We start from the raw sequence: 21245 nt of genomic DNA on the forward strand, positions 1-21245 counted from the left end.
AAATGCATCACGGATACATCATTTTTTTCAATTCATCTAATGCTTCAATTGCTGCTAAATTACCTGTCGTTCCAAATAAACGCTCTTCTAAATCGTAAACACGGTTATTTTTAACCGCAGCAAAGTGTTTCCAAATATCATTTGTTTTAAATTCTTTATCAAACATTTTTACAACTTCATCAGGCATACCATGAGCTGCTCGTAAAATAATATCTGGATCAGCTTTCTTTAAATACTCTGTATTAGAAGCTAAATATTCTACTTGTTCACCTTGCACAATATTTTTACCACCTAGTTGTTTCACTAAATCTCCAATATAAGAATGCTCTGTTGCTACTAAATAACTTCCCGGCACACCTAATAAAATAAGCACTGTCGGTTCTTTCTTTCCTTTTACTTCTTTTTGAATGCTAGCAACCTTTTTATCTAATTTAGTTACTACTGCTTCGGCCTGTTTTTCACGCCCATATTTCTTACCTAAATCGCTAATAGAACTTTGCATATTTTTCAAACTCGTTAAATCTAAAAAGTTTGCTTTCATACCCACACCATCAAAAACTGGCTTTAATTCATATTCAAGTGTTGTCACAGATAACACTTCTGAAGGCTTTAATGACTTTACCTTTTCCATATCTGGACTCATTGGATTCCCAACTTCAGGTAAACCTTTATATCGCTTCGGTAAAGTTTTAGAACTTGTTGGAACGCCGACTAAATCTACTTCTAACGCATCCATAATTTCAGTAACAGCCACTGTTGTTGCAACAACGTGCTCTTTACTTTCACTCTTTACCTGCTTTGCTGATTCTTTTTTTGGTGATGAGCACCCGGCTATACCCATTAACAAAATGATAGCCATTAGTACACTTGCAATTTTCTTCACTCTCAATCACCACTCCTTTCCATACAATATGAAACAAGTCTTGATGCACGCGAACATGCATCAAGACTCCAAAAATTACAATCTACCTGCTCTATATTTACGAACTAGTAAAGCAAGTGAACCTAGCAGTAACACCATGTATAAACCAAGTTGTGCTGTATCTGCAGTTTTTGAGTTTTTCTCTTTTTTTGAATCATTTTTTGTATCTTCTTTTTTCTTCTGACCATCTGCATTTCGGTTAAAATCAGGAGTACCTACTGTTTTTACATTATCTACTTTCGGTGTAGTCACTGGATTTTTCGGTTCATTTTTCGGTTCCTCTTTAATAGTTCCTAACGCGCCGATATTATTTGTATCAAATTGAATTTGTACATCGTAGAAATGATGGTAGTTCATCTCATCGATGTCTACCTTTACTTTTGCGTTTAATTTTTTAAATAGATCTTCTACTTCAAACTGTACTACTCGCGTATTTGCATTTTTATCTTCGCTTACTACTTTCGCATCAGCGAATAGTTCATTGTTTTCCGCTTGGAATTTCGTAATCCACGCACTATTTTTCAGCGTCATCTCAATATATTTTTTACCATCTTTTACGATTAATTTCGCTGGATTTACAACATAGTCATTCATCTTTGAAATCTCATCTGTTTTATCTTTTAATACTTTAAATGTAATATCATATTGGCCATCTACTAAATTTTCCGGATCAACTATTACTCTCGGTTTATTATTTTCATCTTGGTTGTTGTTTCCACCTTGGTTGTCGTTTTCACCTTGGTTGTCGTTTCCGCCTTGGTTGTCGTTTCCGCCTTGGTTGTCGTTTCCGCCTTGGTTGTTGTTTCCGCCTTGGTTGTTGTTTCCGCCTTGGCTATCTAACGGCTTAATGCTACCTTTATCAAATGCAAATTGAATATCGTAAAAATGGTGATAATTCATTGAATCGATATCTACTTTTACTTTTGCATTTAACTTTTTTGATAAATCTGGTACTTCTACTTCCACTACGCGTGTATCAGCTTTTTTATCTTCACTTATTACATGTGCATCAACAAACGAACCATTTTTCTCAAATTCAAATTTTGTAATCCAAGAACTGTTCGTTAACGTAAATGATACATACTTCTTACCATCTTTTACTTTTAGCACACCTGGACTTTTTGTATATGTGTTCATCATTGAAATTTCGTCTGTTTGATCTTTTAATGCTTTGAAATTGATGCTGTATTCACCATCTTTAATTGTTTCAGCATCTGGTTTTTTATTTTCATCTGGTTTTTCTGCTTCCGGTTTTTCTACTTCTGGTTTTTCTGCTTCCGGTTGTTTCTCTTCATTTTTAATTTGTTCAAGTTTATCTTGTTCAAATAAAAGTTGTACATCATGCGTTTGCTTATAATTTCTTGATGCCATTTCGATAAATACTTTTGTATTTAGTTTTTTAGATAAATCGTTTACTTCAAACTCTACTACTCTTGTATCTTTTTCCTTATCCTCACTCACTACTTTTGCATCAACAAATGCACCATCTTTTTCCGTTTGGAAATTTTTAATTAATGAACTACTTTTTAATGTTACAATTGCTTTTTTCTTACCATTTTCTACTTTTAATACTCCTGGATTTACCATGTAAGTATTCATCTTAGATTCTTCATCTGTTTGATTTTTTAACACTTTAAATGGAATGCTGTACTCTCCATCTTTAATTGTGTTAGAATTTGGTTGTTGATCTGGGTCAGGCTTTTGGTCAGGCTTCTGACTTGGATCCGGTTTTTCATTTGGATCTGGCTTATTAGCTGGGTCCTCTTTTTCATTTGGTTGTTCCACATGAATTGGTGTAATACTATTTTGATCAAATGCAATACGAACGTCGTACTCATGATGATAATTTAAAAAATCAATATCTACTTTTACTTTTGCATTTAATACCTTCTCTACATCTTCTACATCAAATTCTACTACTCTTGTATCTTTTTCTTTATCTTCACTAATTATATTTGTCGCAACTAGCTTACCTGCTTTTTCTGTTTCAAACTTCGTAATCCATGAACTATTCGTTAATGTAAAGGATACTTTCTTTTTCCCATCCTTCACTTTTAAAGTCCCTGGGCTTACTGAATATTGATTCATCATCGATTCTTCATCTGATGTATCTTTTAAAACTTTGAACCCAATTGAATATTCACCGTCAGCCAACTTGGTAGCTGCTTGAACTGCAAGTGGTTGTAATGTTGATACGAATGTAAATATCATTAAAAACATAGCAACAATAATTTTTGTATACCTGTTCAATGGAACGACTCTCCCTTTTGAAAATTATTTAATACTGCTCCCATCAAATACAAAGCGAATATCATATGAAGCATTATAATTAATAATTGGAATATTAATTTTCACCTTTCCATTTAGTTTTTTTGACAAGTCAGCAACTTCAAATTCTACTACTCTAGTATTATCTTTTTTGTTTTCACTTAACACGTTTGTTTCTACAAATTGACCATCTTTTTCTACTTGGAAACTTTTAATAGAAGCACTATCTTTCACTTTAAATGAAACATATTGTTTTCCATTTTTAACTGTTAATGTTGCTGGGCTTTCAAAATAACTATTCATTCTAGACGATTCATCTTTATCGCCTTTCCATACAGTAAAAGCAATATTATATTTTCCATCAGCTAGTTTTGTAGCAGCCTTTGCATCTTGTAAACCTAGTGTTGCGATAAACGTAAATAAAACAGCAAATACAGCAATAATCATTTTAAATTGTTTAAACATATATTCATCACCCTTCAAAAGATTTATTTACTCAACTTCACTTTACGAATTAAGAAAGCACCTGAAATAAGAATTAACGCTACAAACAATCCAATACGTGCTTCATCGCCTGTTTTTGGGTTATCTGTTTTTTCAGCTTTTCCATTTTCATTTTTTGTTTCTTTGTTCACTTCTTTAGCTGTTTCCTTACTCTCTACTTTTGTTTTCTCTTCTTTTACTTGTGTATCTGTTTTCGCTTGATCATTATTTTTTGTTGTAGCAGCTACGCCGTTATCGCCACCTACAGCTTTTACATTTGCATCAAAAGCAAAACGAATTGTGTAGTGGTGGTCATAGTTTGCATTTGGTACAACAACATGAATTTTTACAGCTGCCGGTTTGGATAAATCATCTACTTTAAACTCTACTGTTCTTTTATCTGCCGATTCATCTTTACTAACAACTTTCGCATCAACAAAATTCCCATTCTCTGGTGCTTTAAATTCTGTAATCCAAGCACTATGATTCATCGGAACTTGTACTCTCATCTCACCGTTTTTCACTATTAATTTTGCCGGCTTTTCAAAATAGTCATTTGCCATTGAAGCTGAATCATTTTCCGCTTTTTGAATTACGTAATTAATATCGTAAGTACCATCAGCTAGTTTTGCTGAAGCATTCCCGTATGGCATTACAAGAAAAGCTAGCATACATACGAACGTTATAATAAAAGCGGGTAATACAGAAACCTTTTTCATTTTTCTTGTTTCCTCCTTGGTTATCTTTCACTTCACTTTTTGAAAATGATAATTATTCTCAATTTATAAGAAAAAAAATAATCTCTTCTACCTATTATTTAATTAGCATTCTTTTATGTAACATAAGTATTATTGATTATCATTCTCATTGAATATTAAAAATAATATCTCACCCTATTCCTTATACGAAGGCATAGAAACTGAGAAAAAATGATAAAACGCATTTATTGATTATCATTCTCAATGCAAATCAAAAAAAATAAACTATCTCTTCTCCTCTTCTTTCACCTCTTCCCACAACAACACTATAGTTATAGAAACCCCTTTTCCCTCACTTCCCTTCCAATATTTCCACAACTACGTCAATCTTAGCCTACTCATAAATTTTTTGTCAACTATATTACGTATAAAATTTTTAATATCTGAATTTCTCTATATGCGGCTTTTTTTACAAAAAAAGAGACTTTCTATAATAGAAAGCCTCTTTTCTCTATTTTTCTACAGCAATTTCCTGCTTTTGAAACTTAGAAACTATATAACCAAATCCTATACCGATTATGCCTGGAACTAACCAACCAATTCCTACACTATATAATGGAATCTTATCTAAAATAGGTGCTAGCGCTGCAATTTGAAGGTTTGCATTGTGTAATCCATCAAAGAAACTTATTGCAAATGCTCCTACAATCCCGCCCACATACATCGCTAATGGAAGACGAACGTAGTTTTCAACAAGTGATAATACGATAAGTACGATTCCAATTGGATAAATTGCGATTAAGATTGGTAATGCTAATGCATTTAACTGAGTTAACCCAAGGTTTGCTACCATAAATGCTAATACACAGAAAATGAAAACGACTTTTTGATAAGAAAGCTTTGGTAATAAGGAAGAGAAGTAATCACCACAAGCTGCAACAATACCTACAGAAGTTGTTAAACATGCTGCTGTAATTGCGATCCCTAGTAATAAAGTTCCGTAGCTACCAAATAAATGATTCACGACATTTGTTAAAATAATTCCTCCGTTTGCGCCCATTCCAAGTGACACACTAGAAGCTCCAAGATAAGCAAGTGCTAAATACACAAGTAGTAGACCAAGCGCTGCAATAAATCCTGCAAAGATTGTTACTTTTGCAATACTGTTTTTATTTGTAATTCCTTTTTCTTTTAACGCATGAATTACAACATTTCCGAATACCAGTGCTGCAAGTCCATCTAAAGTTAAATATCCATCAATAAATCCTTTAAAGAGAGGAGCACTATACGCTTCTGTCGGTGCACCAAATTCTCCAATTGGTGTAATAAGTGCTTTACCTACGATAATTGCAATAACAGCTAATAATATTGGAGTTAGCACCTTACCAATACGACCCACTAATTTCGAAGGATTTAAAGCTAAATAGAAAGTGACTGCAAAGAAAATAAGTGTAAAGATAACAAGTGGATATGACTGACCAGCTATCTCACTTGGTAAAAACGGTGCAACACTCATCTCATAAGCTACTGTTCCTGTACGCGGTACACTTACGAATACGCCTAAACATAAATAAATTGCAGTGATAAAAACAAGTGCGAATATAGGATGTACACGTCCTGCTAGCTCATTAATATCTCCCTTTAAAGCTATAACAATTACTCCTAATAAAGGTAGTCCAACGCCTGTTACGATAAAACCAAACAGCGCGATCCATACGTCCGTTCCAGCACCTTGCCCTAACGCTGGTGGAAAAATCATATTACCTGCACCAAAAAACAGTGCAAATAACATTAAACTTATTGCAAACATCTCCGAAAACTTTAAAGATGATTTCATTTCTACTAACCTCCTAAAATAATAAATTAACAAAATATTCTGAATTAAAATCCGTCACATATCCTCTTTCAAGCATACTTCCCCGTAAAAGAACGCAAAAAACACTCGTCCCTAACAAAGGGACGAGTGTTGAAATCGTGGTTCCACCCTTATTCTAATAAAATGAATTCATAACGAAATAAGCTCATTTTATAGCTCGTGTAAATTGATAACGGTTTTATCCGCCAAGAATTACAATGCATCATGTATGCAGTTCACTCTTGAAGTTTAGAGGTGGTAAGCTTGTCTTTTCGTATTAGGAAGCTCACAGCCTAAGGCTTCCCTCTCTGAGAATCGTAAAATACAACTCATGTCCTCATCATTACTTTTATAAAATATCTTGTCGAAACTTGTTGTTTTTTATTATATGGGCTATTTTTTAAAAAATCAATAGTTTTATTTTTTCTGACAAAAAAATATAGGGAGAAAATTTTTCCTCCCTATAACTGCCCTATTAAAATTTCTAACTCTTCAGCTGTAACGCTCCGCCACTTTCCAACTTCAAGCTCATTTAGCTCTATATTCATAATGCGTACTCGCTTTAGCTTTATTACAGTAAATCCGAAAGCACGACTCATTCTACGAATTTGCCTGTTCATTCCTTGCGTTAAAACGATACGAAATGTTGATTGATCGACTCTTGTCACTTTGCACGGCTTCGTCATTCCATCTTTAATCTTTACACCGCTGGACATCTCATTAATAAACCAGTCCGTAAAAGGTTTATCGACTGTGACAACATATTCTTTCTCGTGCTCATGATCACCATGTAAAATTTGATTCGCAATCCCGCCGTCATTCGTTAATAAAATAAGTCCTTCCGATGCTTTATCTAATCGTCCAACTGGAAAGATTCGCTCTGGGTAATTGATATAATCAATAATATTATCTTCAATATGATCGGCTGCTGTACAAGTAATCCCGACTGGTTTATGAAAGGCGATGTACACCTTTTCTTTCTCTTCTTTTACAATAACTTGCCCATCAATCGTTACCATATCACCATCGCTCACGAGTGCACCGTGCGTACATATTTCACCATTAATAGCCACGCGTCCAGCTTTAATGAGGCGATCTGTTTCACGTCTGGAGCATGATTTTGCTTCGCTTATGTATTGGTTGATTTTCATGTTCTATTCCTTTTCACATATATTAAAAGCGTCAATCTATGGCAATATCATTCTGCCACGATTGACGCTTTTTCACTTCGCAAAAACAACTAAATAAATAACCCCAATCACCAAAAATATTCCGCAACAAGCTAACAATACTTTTGCAAGTTTGTCCATAAACATATAATGGTTTCCCCTTTGTTTCGTTGTTTTCTATTTTAATTCGACAACTGTTACGCCTAGGCCTCCCTCGCCCATGTCACCGTAACGGAAGGTTTTTACACCGCGATGCTTCTTCAAGTAATCTTGTACACCTTGGCGAAGTGCTCCTGTCCCTTTACCGTGAATAATTGATACGCGAGGATAGCTTGCAAGCTGGGCATCGTCTAAGTATTTCTCAACGCGCGCCATTGCATTTTCAAATCGCTCACCACGAAGGTCAAGTTCTAATGAAACGTGATAGTCTCTACCTTTTACCGTTGCAACTGCTTTTTTCTCTGTTTGCTTCGGTGTGTTAATGTATTCCATGTTAGATTCTTTTACTTTCATCTTCAGAATACCGATTTGTACGCTCCACTCAGTATCGCTTACTTTTTCAAGTAATTGACCTTTTTGACCGAACGTTAATACTTTTACTTCATCACCTGCACGTAACTGTTGTTTCGGCGCAGTGTTTTTCACGTTTACTTTTTGTTTCTTAACAAGCTCTGGTGCTGCGCCTTCTAGACGGCTCTTCGCTTCAATTAACTCGTGGTCTTTCACGTTTGCAAGCTGTGCTTTACGCAATTGACGAAGTTCTTGAATAATGCCTTCTGCTTCTTTCTTTGCAGCTTCGACTTTTTCTTCCCCTTCTTTTTGGGCTTTTAATAATCGTTCGTCGCGATCTTCGTTAAATTCAATAATTTGACGTTGTAATTCACGATGCAGTTTTTCAGATTGTTTGCGAAGCGCTTCTGCTTCGTTCCAGTCACGCTCTGCGTTCTTCTGACTTTCTTCTAACTTCGCAATCATATTTTCAATTTTATTTGTATCTGTACTAATGTGATTGCGTGCTTGCTCAATGACGCGATCAGATAATCCAAGACGTTTCGAAATTTCAAAGGCATTACTACGTCCTGGTACACCGATTAATAATTTATACGTTGGGCTTAACGTGTTCACATCAAACTCAACACTCGCATTAATAACTTGCTCACGGTTATATCCGTATGCTTTTAATTCTGGGTAATGCGTCGTTGCAACGACGCGAGCACCGCGATTACAAACTTCATCTAAAATCGAAATTGCTAGTGCAGCACCTTCTTGCGGGTCTGTTCCAGCACCTAATTCATCGAATAAAACTAAACTTTCAAAATCAGCTTTTTCTAAAATATCAACGATGTTCACCATATGTGAGGAGAACGTACTTAAACTTTGTTCAATCGATTGCTCATCACCGATATCAGCAAAGATATTTTTGAATACACAAATCTCTGACTCATCCATTACTGGAATGTGAAGACCAGATTGCGCCATTAACACACAAATACCAACTGTTTTCAGCGTAACTGTTTTACCACCTGTATTCGGTCCTGTAATAACAATTGTCGTGAAATCTTTCCCTAACATAATGTTATTTGGCACAATAATTTCTGGATCAATAAGTGGATGACGCGCTTGTCTTAAATCCATGTAACGCTCGTTGTTTACGATTGGTTTCGTTGCTTTAATACGCTTCGCATAGAAAGCTTTCGCAAAGATGAAATCAAGATTCGCAACTACTTCTACGTTTGATAAAACGATATCGGCTTCTACTGCCACTTCTTCTGTTAACATCAATAAGATGCGTTCGACTTCTTGTTTCTCTTTCACACGAGCTTCTTGCAGTGCGTTATTTAATTCTACAATGACTTGCGGTTCAATAAATAACGTTTGTCCAGAAGCTGATTGATCGTGAACAATACCACCATATACGCCGCGGTATTCTTGTTTTACTGGGATTACGTAACGTTCGTTGCGAATCGTTACAATCGAGTCAGACAGCATCTTTTGCGCGTTTGAAGAGCGCGTCATATTTTCTAATTTTTCACGAATACGGCTTTCCGCAGTACGAATTTGAGTACGAATACCACGCAGTTTATCACTTGCGCTATCGACTACTTCACCGCCGTCACCGATACAATTTGTAATTTTCTTTTCTAAATCATATAAAGATACAATTTGAGCGACGTGAGTTTCTAAAATCGGAAGCTCGACACCGTTATCAGCCATATCTTCAATGAAACGTTTCATATTACGACTACCATACATCGTATTCGCAATATCAAGTAATTCATTTGGACTTAACATACTCCCAATTTTTGCACGCTTCACATTTGAGCGAATATCCGTAATACCACCTAATGGTGCACTACCTTTTAAACGAATAACTTTCGCTGCTTCATCCGTTGTATCTTGCATTTCTACAATTTCTTCAAAATCAGTGCTCGGCACTAAATGCTTCACTTTGTCACGGCCAAGTGAAGAGGCTGTATGTTCAAGTAATTGTTCTTTTACTTTATTGTATTCTAATACACGCAACGTTCTTTCTAACATGTTGCAGGTCCCCCTTGCGTTACTTATTACGTTTAATATAGTCTAATAAACGTTCAATATCCCATGTGTTAATCACGTTATCTTTTTGAATCCAACCTTTACGTGCTGCTGCTACACCTATTTCCATATCTTCTAACATTTCAAGTGTATGAGCATCTGTATTAATCGCTACTTTTACACCAGCATCTTGTGCTTGTTTTAATAATTTTGCGCTTAAATCTAGACGGTTCGGATTCGCATTTAATTCTAAAACTGTATTTGTCTCTTTTGCGAGTTCAATTAATAAATCTGTATCTACATCATAACCCTCACGGCGCCCGAGAAGACGTCCTGTCGGATGAGCAATCATTGTGACATGTTTATTCTCAAGTGCAGTACGCAGACGCTTCATGATCATTTCACGGTCTTGTGAGAAGCTAGAGTGAATCGCTCCAATGACATAGTCTAATTCTTCTAATACTTCATCATCAAAATCAAGCGAGGCATCTGGTAAAATGTCCATTTCAATTCCGCGTAAAATTGTAATGTCTGGATACTTTTCATTCATACGTTCAATTTCTTTCGCTTGCTCACGAAGACGCTCTTTCGTTAAACCATTCGCTACTTTTAAGTATTGCGAGTGATCAGTAATCGCCATAAACTTATATCCACGAGCACGGCACGCTTGTACCATTTCTTCAATAGAAAAAGCACCGTCACTCCAAGTTGTATGCATATGTAAATCACCTTGTATATCGGAAAACTGAATTAAGTTCGGATACTCTTTAATTAATTCAATTTCTTTTCCATCTTCACGCACTTCTGGCGGAATAAATGGCAGACCGAAATGAGCAAAGAAGTCTTCTTCAGTCTCAAATGTTTTCACTTCACCTGTTTCTAAGTTCTCTACACCGTACTCACTAATTTTCTCGCCTTTATCTTTTGCGATTTGACGCATTTTTACGTTATGGTCTTTTGATCCTGTGAAATGGTGAAGTGTTGTAATAAACTCTTCTGGTTTTACTAAGCGGAAATCGATTGAAATATCATATTCATATTGAAGACGAACAGAAACTTTCGTATCCCCACTTGCGATTACCTCAATCATATTATCGAATTGTAGTAAATGCTCACGTACCGCTGCTGGTTCTGTCGTTGCAATGATAAAATCTAAATCTTTCACTGTTTCACGAACACGGCGCAAACTACCAGCGCGAGAGAAACGAATTACTTCAGCAATATTCGACAATTTCTCCTCTATTTCCCCGGCAATAGGCAATACCATCGCAATTGGTAAACGCTCTGGACGAGAGCCTACTTGATCGATTGCTTCTAATATTTTCTCTTCTGTCTTCTTACCGAAACCAGCTAAAGCTTGTACTTTATTTTCCTCACAAGCAGCTTTTAACGTCTCCATATCAATAACGCCTAGCTCTTTATATAACTTAGCCACCTTTTTACCACCAAGACCTGGTAGTTTTAATAACGGCAATAAGCTACTTGGTACTTCTTTTTCAAGTTCTTGTAATACTTCAGATGTTCCCGATTCTATATATTCTTGAATAACGGCTGCTGTTCCTTTTCCAATGCCCGGAATCTTCGTGAAATCTTCAATTTCAGAAAGACTACGATCGTCACTTTCTAATGCTGCTGCCGCTTTACGAAATGCAGATATTTTAAATGGATTCGCGCCTTTTAGTTCCATAAAAAGCCCGATTGTCTCTAATAATTTGATAACTTGTTTTTTATTTACTTTCATCATTACCCCGCCTTTCTTTCATAGAAAAAAACTTCTCTTTCCGAAAAAAGAGAAGTTATACTCTGCTACCTGTCTGCCATAGTTCCTTCACCTTTTCAGATAGAATCGGTGTATCGTCTACAATTATTTTGCTAATTGATGATTTTTGTAATGGTGTTTGTACTTGTTCAATCGGAAGAATGTTTCCAATGATAATTAAGACAAACAAAACAATATATACTTCTAAAAATCCGAGGATTGCCCCCGCAAACGCATTTACTTGCTTTAAAACCGGTATTTCTGCAAACATATTTAACAAATTACCAAGTAATGAAAGTGCCATTTTTGTAATAATAAACAATATGATAAACGCAAGCGCTTGATAAAATACTGTCTCAATATTATTTGCATCAATCCATTCTGGAACAGATACGTTTTTATCAAATGGATACGGAATAAATTTCGCAAGTGCTGGCGCTAAATCTTTACAGTACCAGTATGCAACAAGGTATGCGATAATAAAGCTTGTTAACTTTACAAGTTGCAGAATAAACCCTCTGCGTAAGCCGAGGAAAAATCCCATAACAAGCAGTAAAATGATAATAATATCAATCATGTTATTCCATTCCTTTTTTTGTCATACTTTCTTTCAATTTCTCATGTTCTTCTTTTAATTTTATGTAATCGTGTATGACGTTTACCGCCGTCAATACCGCTAGTCTACTCGTGTCAAGCGAAGGATTCTTGGCATTGAGTTCGCGCATTTTATCATCCACAATCGCTGCTACCATGCGGATATGACTTGTACTTTCATCGCCAACAACTGAATATTGCTGACCATAGATTTCTACATTAATTCGACTTTTCTTTCCCTTTTGTTGTGACAACTCACCGGCCTCCAATCACGTACAGAATCCTAAAGTTTATCATACCATGAACCTTCATAATATGGAAACAGAAAGAACAATCCGATATGATAAAAATAACAATATAAAAAAAGGGGCGACCATTATGTCAAATTCTATCGTAATTCAAACAAATTCTACAGTAATTGAAGACATGAAACAACAATATAAACATTCACTTAGCCCGAAAATTCCGCAAGGCGGTATCTTTATGGCTAAGGTGCCATCTTGCACGATTACAGCGTATAAATCTGGAAAAGTAATGTTCCAAGGAGGCCGCGCTGAAGCAGAAGCTTCTCGTTGGCAAACTGTCTCTCACGCGCCGAAAACAGCTGTAAAAAAATCTGTCGATTCCCATCGTTATGCGCCGCCTACTTCCATCAGTACAATGTCTATTGTAGGGTCTGATGAAGTTGGTACGGGAGATTTCTTTGGACCGATGACAGTCGTTGCTGTATATGTGGATGCGAAGCAAATTCCACTACTAAAAGAACTTGGTGTAAAAGACTCTAAAAACTTAAATGACGATCAAATTACTGCCATTGCGAAACAACTTCTACACGTTGTTCCTTACAGCTCTCTTGTCCTTCATAATGAAAAATATAACGAGCTATTTGATAAAGGCAACAACCAAGGTAAGTTAAAAGCCTTGCTACATAATAAAGCTATTACAAACTTATTAGCGAAAATGGCACCTACAAAACCTGAAGGCGTCTTAATCGATCAATTCACACAACCTGATACATACTATAAATATTTAGCAAAACAAAAACAGGTACAGCGTGAAAATGTTTATTTCGCTACGAAAGGTGAAAGCGTCCATTTAGCAGTAGCCGCTGCTTCTATTTTAGCTCGCTACTCATTCGTAAAACAATTTGACGAACTAAGTAAAAAAGCTGGTATGCCACTTCCGAAAGGTGCTGGTAAACAAGTTGATATCGCTGCTGCTAAATTAATTCAAAAGCTTGGTAAAGAACGATTACCCGAGTTTGTGAAACTGCATTTCGCTAATACGGAGAAGGCGCTTCGCTTATTAAAATAGTATCGACAAAAACAGGAGCCTACAAACTCCTGTTTTTTGTTTCATCCTACTATTGTCCTTATAGTTTTGTTATAATTATAATATACAGATTATTCTAACATAGGAGGAAATCTACATTGCTACTTCTACAAATGATTCTAAATATTTTACTAGGCGATCCACACGAAAGACAGTTCGAAATTAGAGAAAACATTCAGCTACTAAGTGAACAACCAGCGTTCAACGATTTAATAGAGCGTTATGGTCGATCTTTCTTATTAAACTTTCGGATTCGAAGATTTATCGGGAAACACGATGCACGCTTGTTAATACATAATCCAGCAAAACTACAACACTTCTGTGAAGAACTTGAATGTATGATTAGAAAAAGGAGGTTTTTCATATGAACGCTGTAAAAGTTAAAAAGGTACTATATGCTTTCGTACACCTCGTAGGCCCACTTTCTTACCTCACTATTTCTATCATTTGGGGAGCTTTTTTCACTACTAAATCCACATTCGAAAATATATCTGATAATCTTGGCGTGATGGCCATCTATTACGTGTTCATAAGTTTACTGTGGTTTTTCTATTTAGATCGATTAGACAAAGACATAAATAAGATTACAAAAGAAATTAACGATAATAAGATGTAACACATAACAAAGGAGAGCCCTTAAGACTCTCCTTTGTTATGTTAGCTTCGTTTCTGCTTCTTATTTGATGAAGATACTTTATGAGAACCTGTTTCATGTGTCGTCGTTCCTTGTCCTTCAACTTCTGGAGAACCTAGGCCCGATCTTGAATGATCTTTTTTCACTTTTTTACTCATTTATATTCACCCCTTCGCGTTACTTTTTGCTACGAGGGAATAAACTATACAATATGTAAAATAAAAAGCGAGAGGAAATCCTCTCGCTTTTTTTCATATTTTAGAATTCAGAAGAACCTGGAGTTCTTGGGAATGGAATTACGTCACGGATGTTAGCCATACCAGTGATGTACATTAGGAAGCGCTCGAAACCTAGACCGAATCCAGCGTGTTTTGTACCGCCGTATTTTCTAAGTTCTAAGTACCACCAGTAGTCCTCTTCGTTCATACCTAATTCTTTAATTCTGTCTACTAAAACGTCCATTCTTTCTTCACGTTGGCTTCCGCCGATTAATTCGCCGATGCCAGGAACTAGAAGGTCAGTAGCAGCTACTGTTTTACCGTCTTCATTTAAACGCATGTAGAATGCTTTAATGTCTTTCGGATAGTCAGTTACGAATACAGGGCGTTTGAAGATTTCTTCTGATAAGTATCTTTCGTGCTCTGTTTGTAAGTCAATTCCCCATTCTACTGGGTATTTGAAGTCAGCACCTGATTCTTGAAGCACTTTAATTGCTTCTGTATATGTGATGCGACCGAAGTCAGAGTTGATTACGTTGTTCATGCGCTCTAGAACTGTTTTATCAACGAAGCTGTTGAAGAATTCCATTTCTTCTGGTGCATGCTCTAATACGTATTTCATTGCATATTTCAGCATATCTTCTGTAAGGTTCATTACGTCACCTAGTTCAGCGAATGCAATCTCAGGCTCAACCATCCAGAACTCAGCAGCGTGACGAGTTGTGTTTGAGTTTTCTGCACGGAATGTAGGTCCGAATGTGTATACATCACGGAATGCTAATGCATAAGCTTCAGCGTTCAGCTGTCCACTTACTGTTAAGTTTGTTTCTTTACCGAAGAAGTCTTTTGACTCATCAACTTTTCCGTCTTCACCTTTTGGTAGGTTATTTAAATCTTGCGTTGTTACGCGGAACATTTCGCCAGCACCTTCTGTATCACTACCAGTGATGATTGGTGTGTGGACATGTACGAATCCACGCTCTTGGAAGAATTGGTGAATCGCAAATGCTGCGATAGAACGTACGCGGAACGTTGCAGAGAATGCATTTGTTCTTGGACGTAAGTGAGCGATTGTACGTAAGTATTCAAACGTATGACGCTTCTTTTGAAGTGGGTAATCAGAATCTGATAAGCCCTCGATATCAATTTTTTCTGCTTTAATTTCAAATGGTTGCTTCGCTCCCGGCGTTGCAATTACTTTACCTTCTACTTTAACTGAAGAGCTAAGTGGAAGTTTTGCAATTTCTTTGAAGTTCTCTAATTCTGTATCGAAAACGATTTGAACACTTTTAAAGAAGCTACCGTCGTTTAATTCGATGAAACCAAATGCTTTTGAATCACGTAAGTTACGAATCCACCCTGATACTTGTACTGTTTGATCTGCATACTTTTCTGTATCTCTATACAGACTTTTTACTAATGTGTTTTCCATAGTGAAATTCTCCTTTGCTCATATATTTAAATACAAAAAAACCTTTCATCCATAAAGGGACGAAAGGTTAAACTTCGCGGTACCACCCAATTTGTCATAAAGACCAACTTTAACTCGTATGTAATACATACTTCCCGGTTTGTAACAGGCCGGATTCCCGTCTAAGTCTACTCTTGAATACAAAATTCAATTTCGGTTAGCAACTCCAAGGTGTTCTTCACATATACCGCCTCATCAGGCTCTCACCGTCCCTGACTCGCTTTGGATTATAGTATATACTACTTTTCCTTATCATCGTCTTTCATTTTGTTAAACTAAAATTAATGTACTACATTCGAGAGAAAGATGCAAGGTGTCGGAAAATATATGAGCGATTTTTGTAATATATCGACTTACCGACAGTGTCCGACAACCAATCCAATAAAAAAATTGCCGGAATGAATCCGGCAATTTTCTAATTACTTACGTAACTCCGCACCGAATTTCTCTTCTACCGTTGTTAGTACACGGTTATGTGCTTCTGTTACTTCTTCGTCTGTTAATGTACGTTCTGCATCGAAGTAAGTCATAGAGAATGCAAGTGATTTCTTGCCTTCTTCCATTTTTTCACCTTCGTATAAGTCGAATAGTGTTACGTCTTTCAGAAGTTCTCCGCCAGCTTCAGCAATGACTTGCTTCATTTCACCAGCTTTTGTTTCTTTTGTTACTACAACAGCCATGTCACGTGTCATAGATGGGAAACGTGGAATTGCTGAGTAGTAAGTTTCCTCAGCGTCTGCACCGAATACTTTTACAAGAGATAATTCAAATACGAATGTATTTTTCACATCTAATTGTTTTTCTGCTTCTGGGTGCAATTGACCGATGAAACCAATTACTTCGCCATCTAATACGATGTCAGCTGTACGGCCTGGGTGCATACCTTCACGTTTTGCTGGTGCATATGTGATTTGATTTGAAACGCCAAGCACGTCGAATAGTCCTTCTAGTACACCTTTCACAACGAAGAAGTCTACTACTTTCTTCTCACCTTGCCATGCATGGTGAAGAGCAAGACCTGTCATAACACCTGCAAGATGTTGTTCTTCTTTCGGAAGTTCTCCTTCTTCTGTCGGTAAGAAGATAGAACCTACTTCGTATAAAGCAACGCTGTCGTTTTTACGAGCGACATTGTATGAAACTGCTTCTAATAATTGCGGTACTAAGCTTAAACGAAGTTGGCTACGTTCTTCACTCATTGGAAGTGCAAGACCTACAGGCGCCTTTTCGTTTGGCTCAACCATATATTGTTTCGCTTTGTCAGCGCTTGTTAATGAATACGTAATTGCTTCATATAAACCAGCACCCTCTAAGAAGCGGCGTACTTTACGACGTTTCGTTTGTGCTGATGTTAATTTACCACGAGTCATCGTTCCAGAAGGTAATGTAACTGGAATGTGGTCATAACCGTATAGACGGCCCACTTCTTCTACTAAGTCTTCTGAAATTGTAATATCAGGACGACGTGCTGGTACATTTACATGGAATGTTCCTTCTACTTCTGTAAATGGGAATTTCAAGTTTGTGAACATTGTACCCATTTCACTCGCAGAAATATTTGTACCTAATACACGGTTTACTTTTTCAGCAGTAACAGATACTGTACGCTCTTGTACTTGTAAGTTGTCAGCTTCTACTACACCTTCAAGTGCTTCACCGCCAGCATATTTCGCCATTAAAGCAGCTGCGTGTTGAATTGCTTCAAATGTACGTGTTGGATCGATTCCTTTTTCGAAACGTGCACTTGATTCACTACGAAGACCTAAGTCTTTTGATGTACGACGTACTGTTTGACCTGCAAAGTATGCAGACTCAATTAGAACGTTTACTGTCTCATTTGTAACTTCAGAATCCGCCCCGCCCATTACACCAGCAACAGCTAAAGCTTTCGTGCCGTTTGTAATTACAAGATGGTGGCTTTGTAATGTACGCTCTTGATCATCTAACGTTTCAATTTTTTCGCCTTCTTTTGCAAGACGAACAACGATTTCTTTTGAACCTAATTTATCGTAATCGAATGCATGTAACGGTTGACCGTATTCCATTAAAATGTAGTTTGTAATATCAACTACGTTGCTAATTGGACGAATGCCAGCTGCCATAAGACGAGTTTGCATCCACATTGGTGACGGACCAATCTTTACGTTTTTAACCATTTTTGCAATGTATAATGGGTTTTCTTCTTTCGCTTCTACGCTTACAGAAATATAATCAGAAGTTTTTTCTGCTGTTTCTTGTAAGTCGATAGCTGGAAGTTTTACTTCACGGCCATAAATAGCAGCTACTTCGTAAGCAACACCTAACATGTTTAAGCAATCTGCACGGTTTGGTGTTAAGCCAAGCTCAAGTACTTCATCGTGTAAGTTTAAAATTTCAAGTGCATCTGCACCAACTTCAGCGTCACTTGGGAAGATGAAGATACCATCTGCGTATTCTTTTGAAACTAACTTTCCATCAATACCAAGCTCTTGAAGAGCACAAACCATACCGTGAGAAGCTTCACCGCGTAGTTTTGCTTTTTTGATTTTGAAGTTACCAGGAAGTACAGCTCCAACTTTTGCAACTGGTACTTTTAAACCTTTTGCAATGTTAGCAGCTCCACAAATAATTTGAACTGGCTCTTCTTCACCGATATCGATTAAGCATTTGCTTAATTTATCAGCTTCTGGGTGTTTTTCACATTCTAATACGTGACCAACTACAACACCTTTTACACCTTTATTTAATACTTCAACGCCTTCTACTTCAATACCACTTTTCGTGATTTTGTCTGCTAGTTCTTGTGCTGTTACATCTTTAATATCTACATACTCTTGTAACCAACGATATGATACGAACATATTTATCCTCTCCTTCCCTTACGCTCGTTTGAATTGTTGTAAGAAACGTACATCATTTGTATAGAAATGACGAATGTCATCTACTCCGTATTTCAACATTGCGATACGCTCTGCGCCCATACCGAATGCGAAACCTTGATATTCTTTTGAATCATAACCAGCCATTTCAAGTACGTTCGGGTGAACCATACCTGCGCCTAGAATTTCAATCCAGCCAGTTCCTTTACAAGTGCCGCAACCTTTGCCATGACACATCATACAAGAAATATCCATCTCTACAGATGGCTCTGTGAATGGGAAGAAACTTGGACGAAGACGGATTTCACGATCTTCACCGAACATCTTTTTCACGAATACTTGCAGTGTACCTTTTAAGTCACTCATACGAATGTTTTTATCAATTACAAGACCTTCAATTTGCATGAACTGATGTGAATGCGTCGCATCGTCGTCATCACGGCGATACACTTTACCAGGACAAATAATTTTGATTGGGCCTTTTTCTTTATTATTTTCCATCGTACGTGCTTGCACAGAAGATGTATGTGTACGTAGTAACGTTTCTTCTGTAATGTAGAATGTATCTTGCATATCACGTGCTGGATGATCTTTCGGTAAGTTTAGTGCTTCGAAGTTGTAGTAGTCTTTTTCTACTTCTGTTCCTTCAGCTACTTCATAACCCATACCGATGAATACATCTTCAATTTGCTCAACAACAGCTGTTAACGGATGGTGACAACCTGTTTCAACAGGACGACCTGGCAGTGTAACATCGATTGTTTCAGTAGCTAATTTCGCTTCGATTACTGCTTTTTCTAAGTTACTAATTTTGTCATCTAAACGCGTTTGAATCGCTTCACGCACTTCATTTACTAATGCTCCCATACGTGGACGCTCTTCTGCTGACAATTTTCCCATGCCGCGTAATACTTCTGTAATTGGGCCTTTTTTTCCTAAATACGCTACGCGTACGTCGTTTAAGCCCTTTAGCTCTTTCGCTTCTTCAATAAGCTCTAACGCTTTTTGCTTTAGCTCTTTTAAACGTGCTTCCATTTTGGAACCCTCCTAATTTTAAAAATAAAAAAACCTCGCTCCCAAAAAGGGACGAGGTAAATTCGCGGTACCACCCTAAATTGACAGAACAAGTCTGCCCACTCATTAGTTATAACGATCAATTCTGACCGGAACGCCTTTACATATACATGGTCCTGGCGTCAACTCCAGAGGTGAATTCACTTCCGTCTACCATAAGAATGCTTTCAGTCTACGGCACTCTCTCCCTATATGGCGATTTTGTAAGTTACTCTTCTCTATCAACGTTTTTCGTTATTTAACTTTTAATATAATGTACTTCAACTTATTATAAGAAGTTTTTTATTTGTTCGCAACCGGGCTTTGCAAATAATACGTTAAAATCCCTGCTGCAACCGCAACATTTAATGATTCTGCCCCGCCGTAAATCGGAATATACAAGTTTTGATCCGTTTTTGCAAGAATTTCTTGGCGTACGCCATTTCCTTCATTTCCTACAATTAATGCAAAACTGCCATCCGGCGTTACTTCACCATACGGAACTCCATTTTCAAGAGCTGTTCCATATACAGGAACATTGTTTTCTTTTAACTTGTCTACCCATTCTTCTAAGTTCCCTTTTACAATTGGTAAGTGGAAAATAGAGCCTTGTGTAGAGCGGAGTACTTTACTATTGTAAACATCAACACAACCTTCTCCAAGCACAACGGCGTGAATACCAGCTGCATCAGCTGTGCGAATAATTGTTCCTAAATTACCTGGGTCTTGCAGGCCATCTAATAAAAGGAATTTCCCATCAGTAAGAGCTACTTCTTTCTCATGCTTCTCACAAACAGCAAATACACCTTGTGTCGTTTCTGTTTCACGAAGTATTTTGACAATCGCCTCAGGTACGATATACATTTCCACATCATTAACTGTCCAATCTTTCGGAAGGTCTGTCTGATCTGAAACGATAAGTTCTGTTACAATTCCTGCCTTCAAAGCTTCCTCGACTAAGTGGAATCCTTCTACAAAAAATAAACCTTTTTTATCGCGTTCTTTTTTCGTTTGCAGCTTTTTCCACTGCTTTACACGCGGATTTTGTACTGAATCAATGTTTTTCATAATATGTATTTCCCTCTCTTCTTGTCTTATCATTATAGCCTATTTTTCATACATATTTACATAAAAAAGAACAAAAACTAACGTCAGTTTCAATTCTGAAGAAGAGGTGAAAGCAATGAGTTTTAATTTACGCGGTGCTGTATTAGCGAATGTATCTGGAAATTCACAAGATCAATTACAAGAAACAATCGTCGATGCAATTCAAAGCGGTGAAGAAAAAATGCTTCCAGGTCTTGGCGTTTTATTTGAAGTCATTTGGAAAAACGCTGATGAAAATGAAAAGCACGAAATGTTAGAAACACTAGAGCAAGGATTAAAAAAATAAGCA

Annotated in this window: 19 protein-coding genes and 3 other annotated features; of the genes, 4 read left to right on the top strand and 15 right to left on the bottom strand. The window is 36.9% G+C overall.

Annotation, left to right across the window (positions count from 1 at the left end):
* Window positions 1-7: 7 nt before the first annotated feature.
* From isdE to zapA, 10 genes are all read right to left on the bottom strand, one after another.
* Window positions 8-889, bottom strand: a complete 882-nt coding sequence (gene isdE, locus DN407_RS22445; RefSeq protein WP_002101379.1) for a heme ABC transporter substrate-binding protein IsdE — start codon at window positions 887-889, stop codon at window positions 8-10.
* A gap of 69 nt (window positions 890-958) precedes the next feature.
* A complete protein-coding gene (locus tag DN407_RS22450) occupies window positions 959-3172 on the bottom strand; it encodes an NEAT domain-containing protein (protein ID WP_149216641.1) in 2214 nt (737 codons plus the stop codon).
* A 24-nt stretch (window positions 3173-3196) separates the two neighbouring features.
* Window positions 3197-3655, bottom strand: a complete 459-nt coding sequence (locus DN407_RS22455; protein WP_000476163.1) for an NEAT domain-containing protein — start codon at window positions 3653-3655, stop codon at window positions 3197-3199.
* 23 nt (window positions 3656-3678) lie between these two features.
* Entirely contained in the window at window positions 3679-4392 is a 714-nt protein-coding gene (gene isdC, locus DN407_RS22460) for a heme uptake protein IsdC (protein ID WP_000757952.1), read from the bottom strand.
* A gap of 490 nt (window positions 4393-4882) precedes the next feature.
* The gene (brnQ6, locus tag DN407_RS22465) at window positions 4883-6208 is read right to left on the bottom strand and encodes a branched-chain amino acid transport system II carrier protein BrnQ6 (protein WP_000842650.1); all 1326 of its coding nucleotides are present in this window, start codon (window positions 6206-6208) and stop codon (window positions 4883-4885) included.
* 115 nt (window positions 6209-6323) lie between these two features.
* Window positions 6324-6579 (bottom strand) — a binding site (T-box leader).
* A 108-nt stretch (window positions 6580-6687) separates the two neighbouring features.
* Complete coding sequence (locus DN407_RS22470; protein ID WP_098286540.1) at window positions 6688-7377, bottom strand: 23S rRNA pseudouridine(2604) synthase RluF; 690 nt, start codon at window positions 7375-7377, stop codon at window positions 6688-6690.
* Window positions 7378-7572: 195 nt separating this feature from the next.
* Entirely contained in the window at window positions 7573-9933 is a 2361-nt protein-coding gene (locus tag DN407_RS22475) for an endonuclease MutS2 (protein ID WP_098481144.1), read from the bottom strand.
* A 19-nt stretch (window positions 9934-9952) separates the two neighbouring features.
* On the bottom strand, window positions 9953-11671 hold the full coding sequence (gene polX / locus DN407_RS22480; protein WP_098481145.1) for a DNA polymerase/3'-5' exonuclease PolX: 1719 nt from the start codon (window positions 11669-11671) through the stop codon (window positions 9953-9955).
* A 55-nt stretch (window positions 11672-11726) separates the two neighbouring features.
* Window positions 11727-12266, bottom strand: a complete 540-nt coding sequence (locus tag DN407_RS22485) for a CvpA family protein (RefSeq protein WP_149216642.1) — start codon at window positions 12264-12266, stop codon at window positions 11727-11729.
* A 1-nt stretch (window position 12267) separates the two neighbouring features.
* Window positions 12268-12537, bottom strand: coding sequence for a cell division protein ZapA (gene zapA / locus DN407_RS22490; protein ID WP_000082701.1), 270 nt, complete (start codon window positions 12535-12537; stop codon window positions 12268-12270).
* 124 nt (window positions 12538-12661) lie between these two features.
* Here zapA and rnhC point away from each other — a divergent pair, with 124 nt between their 5' ends.
* From rnhC to DN407_RS22505, 3 genes are all read left to right on the top strand, one after another.
* Window positions 12662-13597: a ribonuclease HIII gene (gene rnhC, locus DN407_RS22495; protein ID WP_000071570.1), complete on the top strand. Its 936-nt coding sequence runs from the start codon at window positions 12662-12664 to the stop codon at window positions 13595-13597.
* A gap of 116 nt (window positions 13598-13713) precedes the next feature.
* Entirely contained in the window at window positions 13714-13983 is a 270-nt protein-coding gene (locus DN407_RS22500) for a hypothetical protein (protein WP_000925537.1), read from the top strand.
* Entirely contained in the window at window positions 13980-14231 is a 252-nt protein-coding gene (locus tag DN407_RS22505) for a hypothetical protein (RefSeq protein ID WP_000994758.1), read from the top strand. Before DN407_RS22500 ends, DN407_RS22505 begins: the two co-directional genes overlap by 4 nt.
* 41 nt (window positions 14232-14272) lie before the next feature.
* On the opposite strand, the gene DN407_RS22510 is transcribed toward DN407_RS22505, so the two are convergent.
* The 5 genes from DN407_RS22510 to DN407_RS22530 form a co-directional block, all read right to left on the bottom strand.
* Complete coding sequence (locus DN407_RS22510) at window positions 14273-14407, bottom strand: YuzL family protein (protein WP_000039590.1); 135 nt, start codon at window positions 14405-14407, stop codon at window positions 14273-14275.
* A 100-nt stretch (window positions 14408-14507) separates the two neighbouring features.
* Window positions 14508-15899: an asparagine--tRNA ligase gene (gene asnS / locus DN407_RS22515; protein ID WP_000432177.1), complete on the bottom strand. Its 1392-nt coding sequence runs from the start codon at window positions 15897-15899 to the stop codon at window positions 14508-14510.
* Window positions 15900-15951: 52 nt separating this feature from the next.
* Window positions 15952-16203, bottom strand: a binding site (T-box leader).
* Between the two features lie 154 nt (window positions 16204-16357).
* Complete coding sequence (pheT, locus tag DN407_RS22520; protein WP_000498191.1) at window positions 16358-18778, bottom strand: phenylalanine--tRNA ligase subunit beta; 2421 nt, start codon at window positions 18776-18778, stop codon at window positions 16358-16360.
* Between the two features lie 18 nt (window positions 18779-18796).
* Complete coding sequence (gene pheS / locus DN407_RS22525; RefSeq protein WP_000388219.1) at window positions 18797-19831, bottom strand: phenylalanine--tRNA ligase subunit alpha; 1035 nt, start codon at window positions 19829-19831, stop codon at window positions 18797-18799.
* 44 nt (window positions 19832-19875) lie between these two features.
* Window positions 19876-20104, bottom strand: a binding site (T-box leader).
* Between the two features lie 48 nt (window positions 20105-20152).
* Window positions 20153-20950, bottom strand: coding sequence for a TrmH family RNA methyltransferase (locus DN407_RS22530; protein WP_149216643.1), 798 nt, complete (start codon window positions 20948-20950; stop codon window positions 20153-20155).
* An 82-nt stretch (window positions 20951-21032) separates the two neighbouring features.
* Between DN407_RS22530 and sspI the strand changes: the two genes are divergently transcribed.
* The gene (gene sspI, locus DN407_RS22535) at window positions 21033-21242 is read left to right on the top strand and encodes a small acid-soluble spore protein SspI (RefSeq protein WP_000009509.1); all 210 of its coding nucleotides are present in this window, start codon (window positions 21033-21035) and stop codon (window positions 21240-21242) included.
* Window positions 21243-21245 lie beyond the last annotated feature (3 nt).

This window comes from Bacillus sp. JAS24-2 (assembly GCF_008274905.1).
In the GTDB taxonomy this organism is placed as follows: domain Bacteria; phylum Bacillota; class Bacilli; order Bacillales; family Bacillaceae_G; genus Bacillus_A; species Bacillus_A cereus.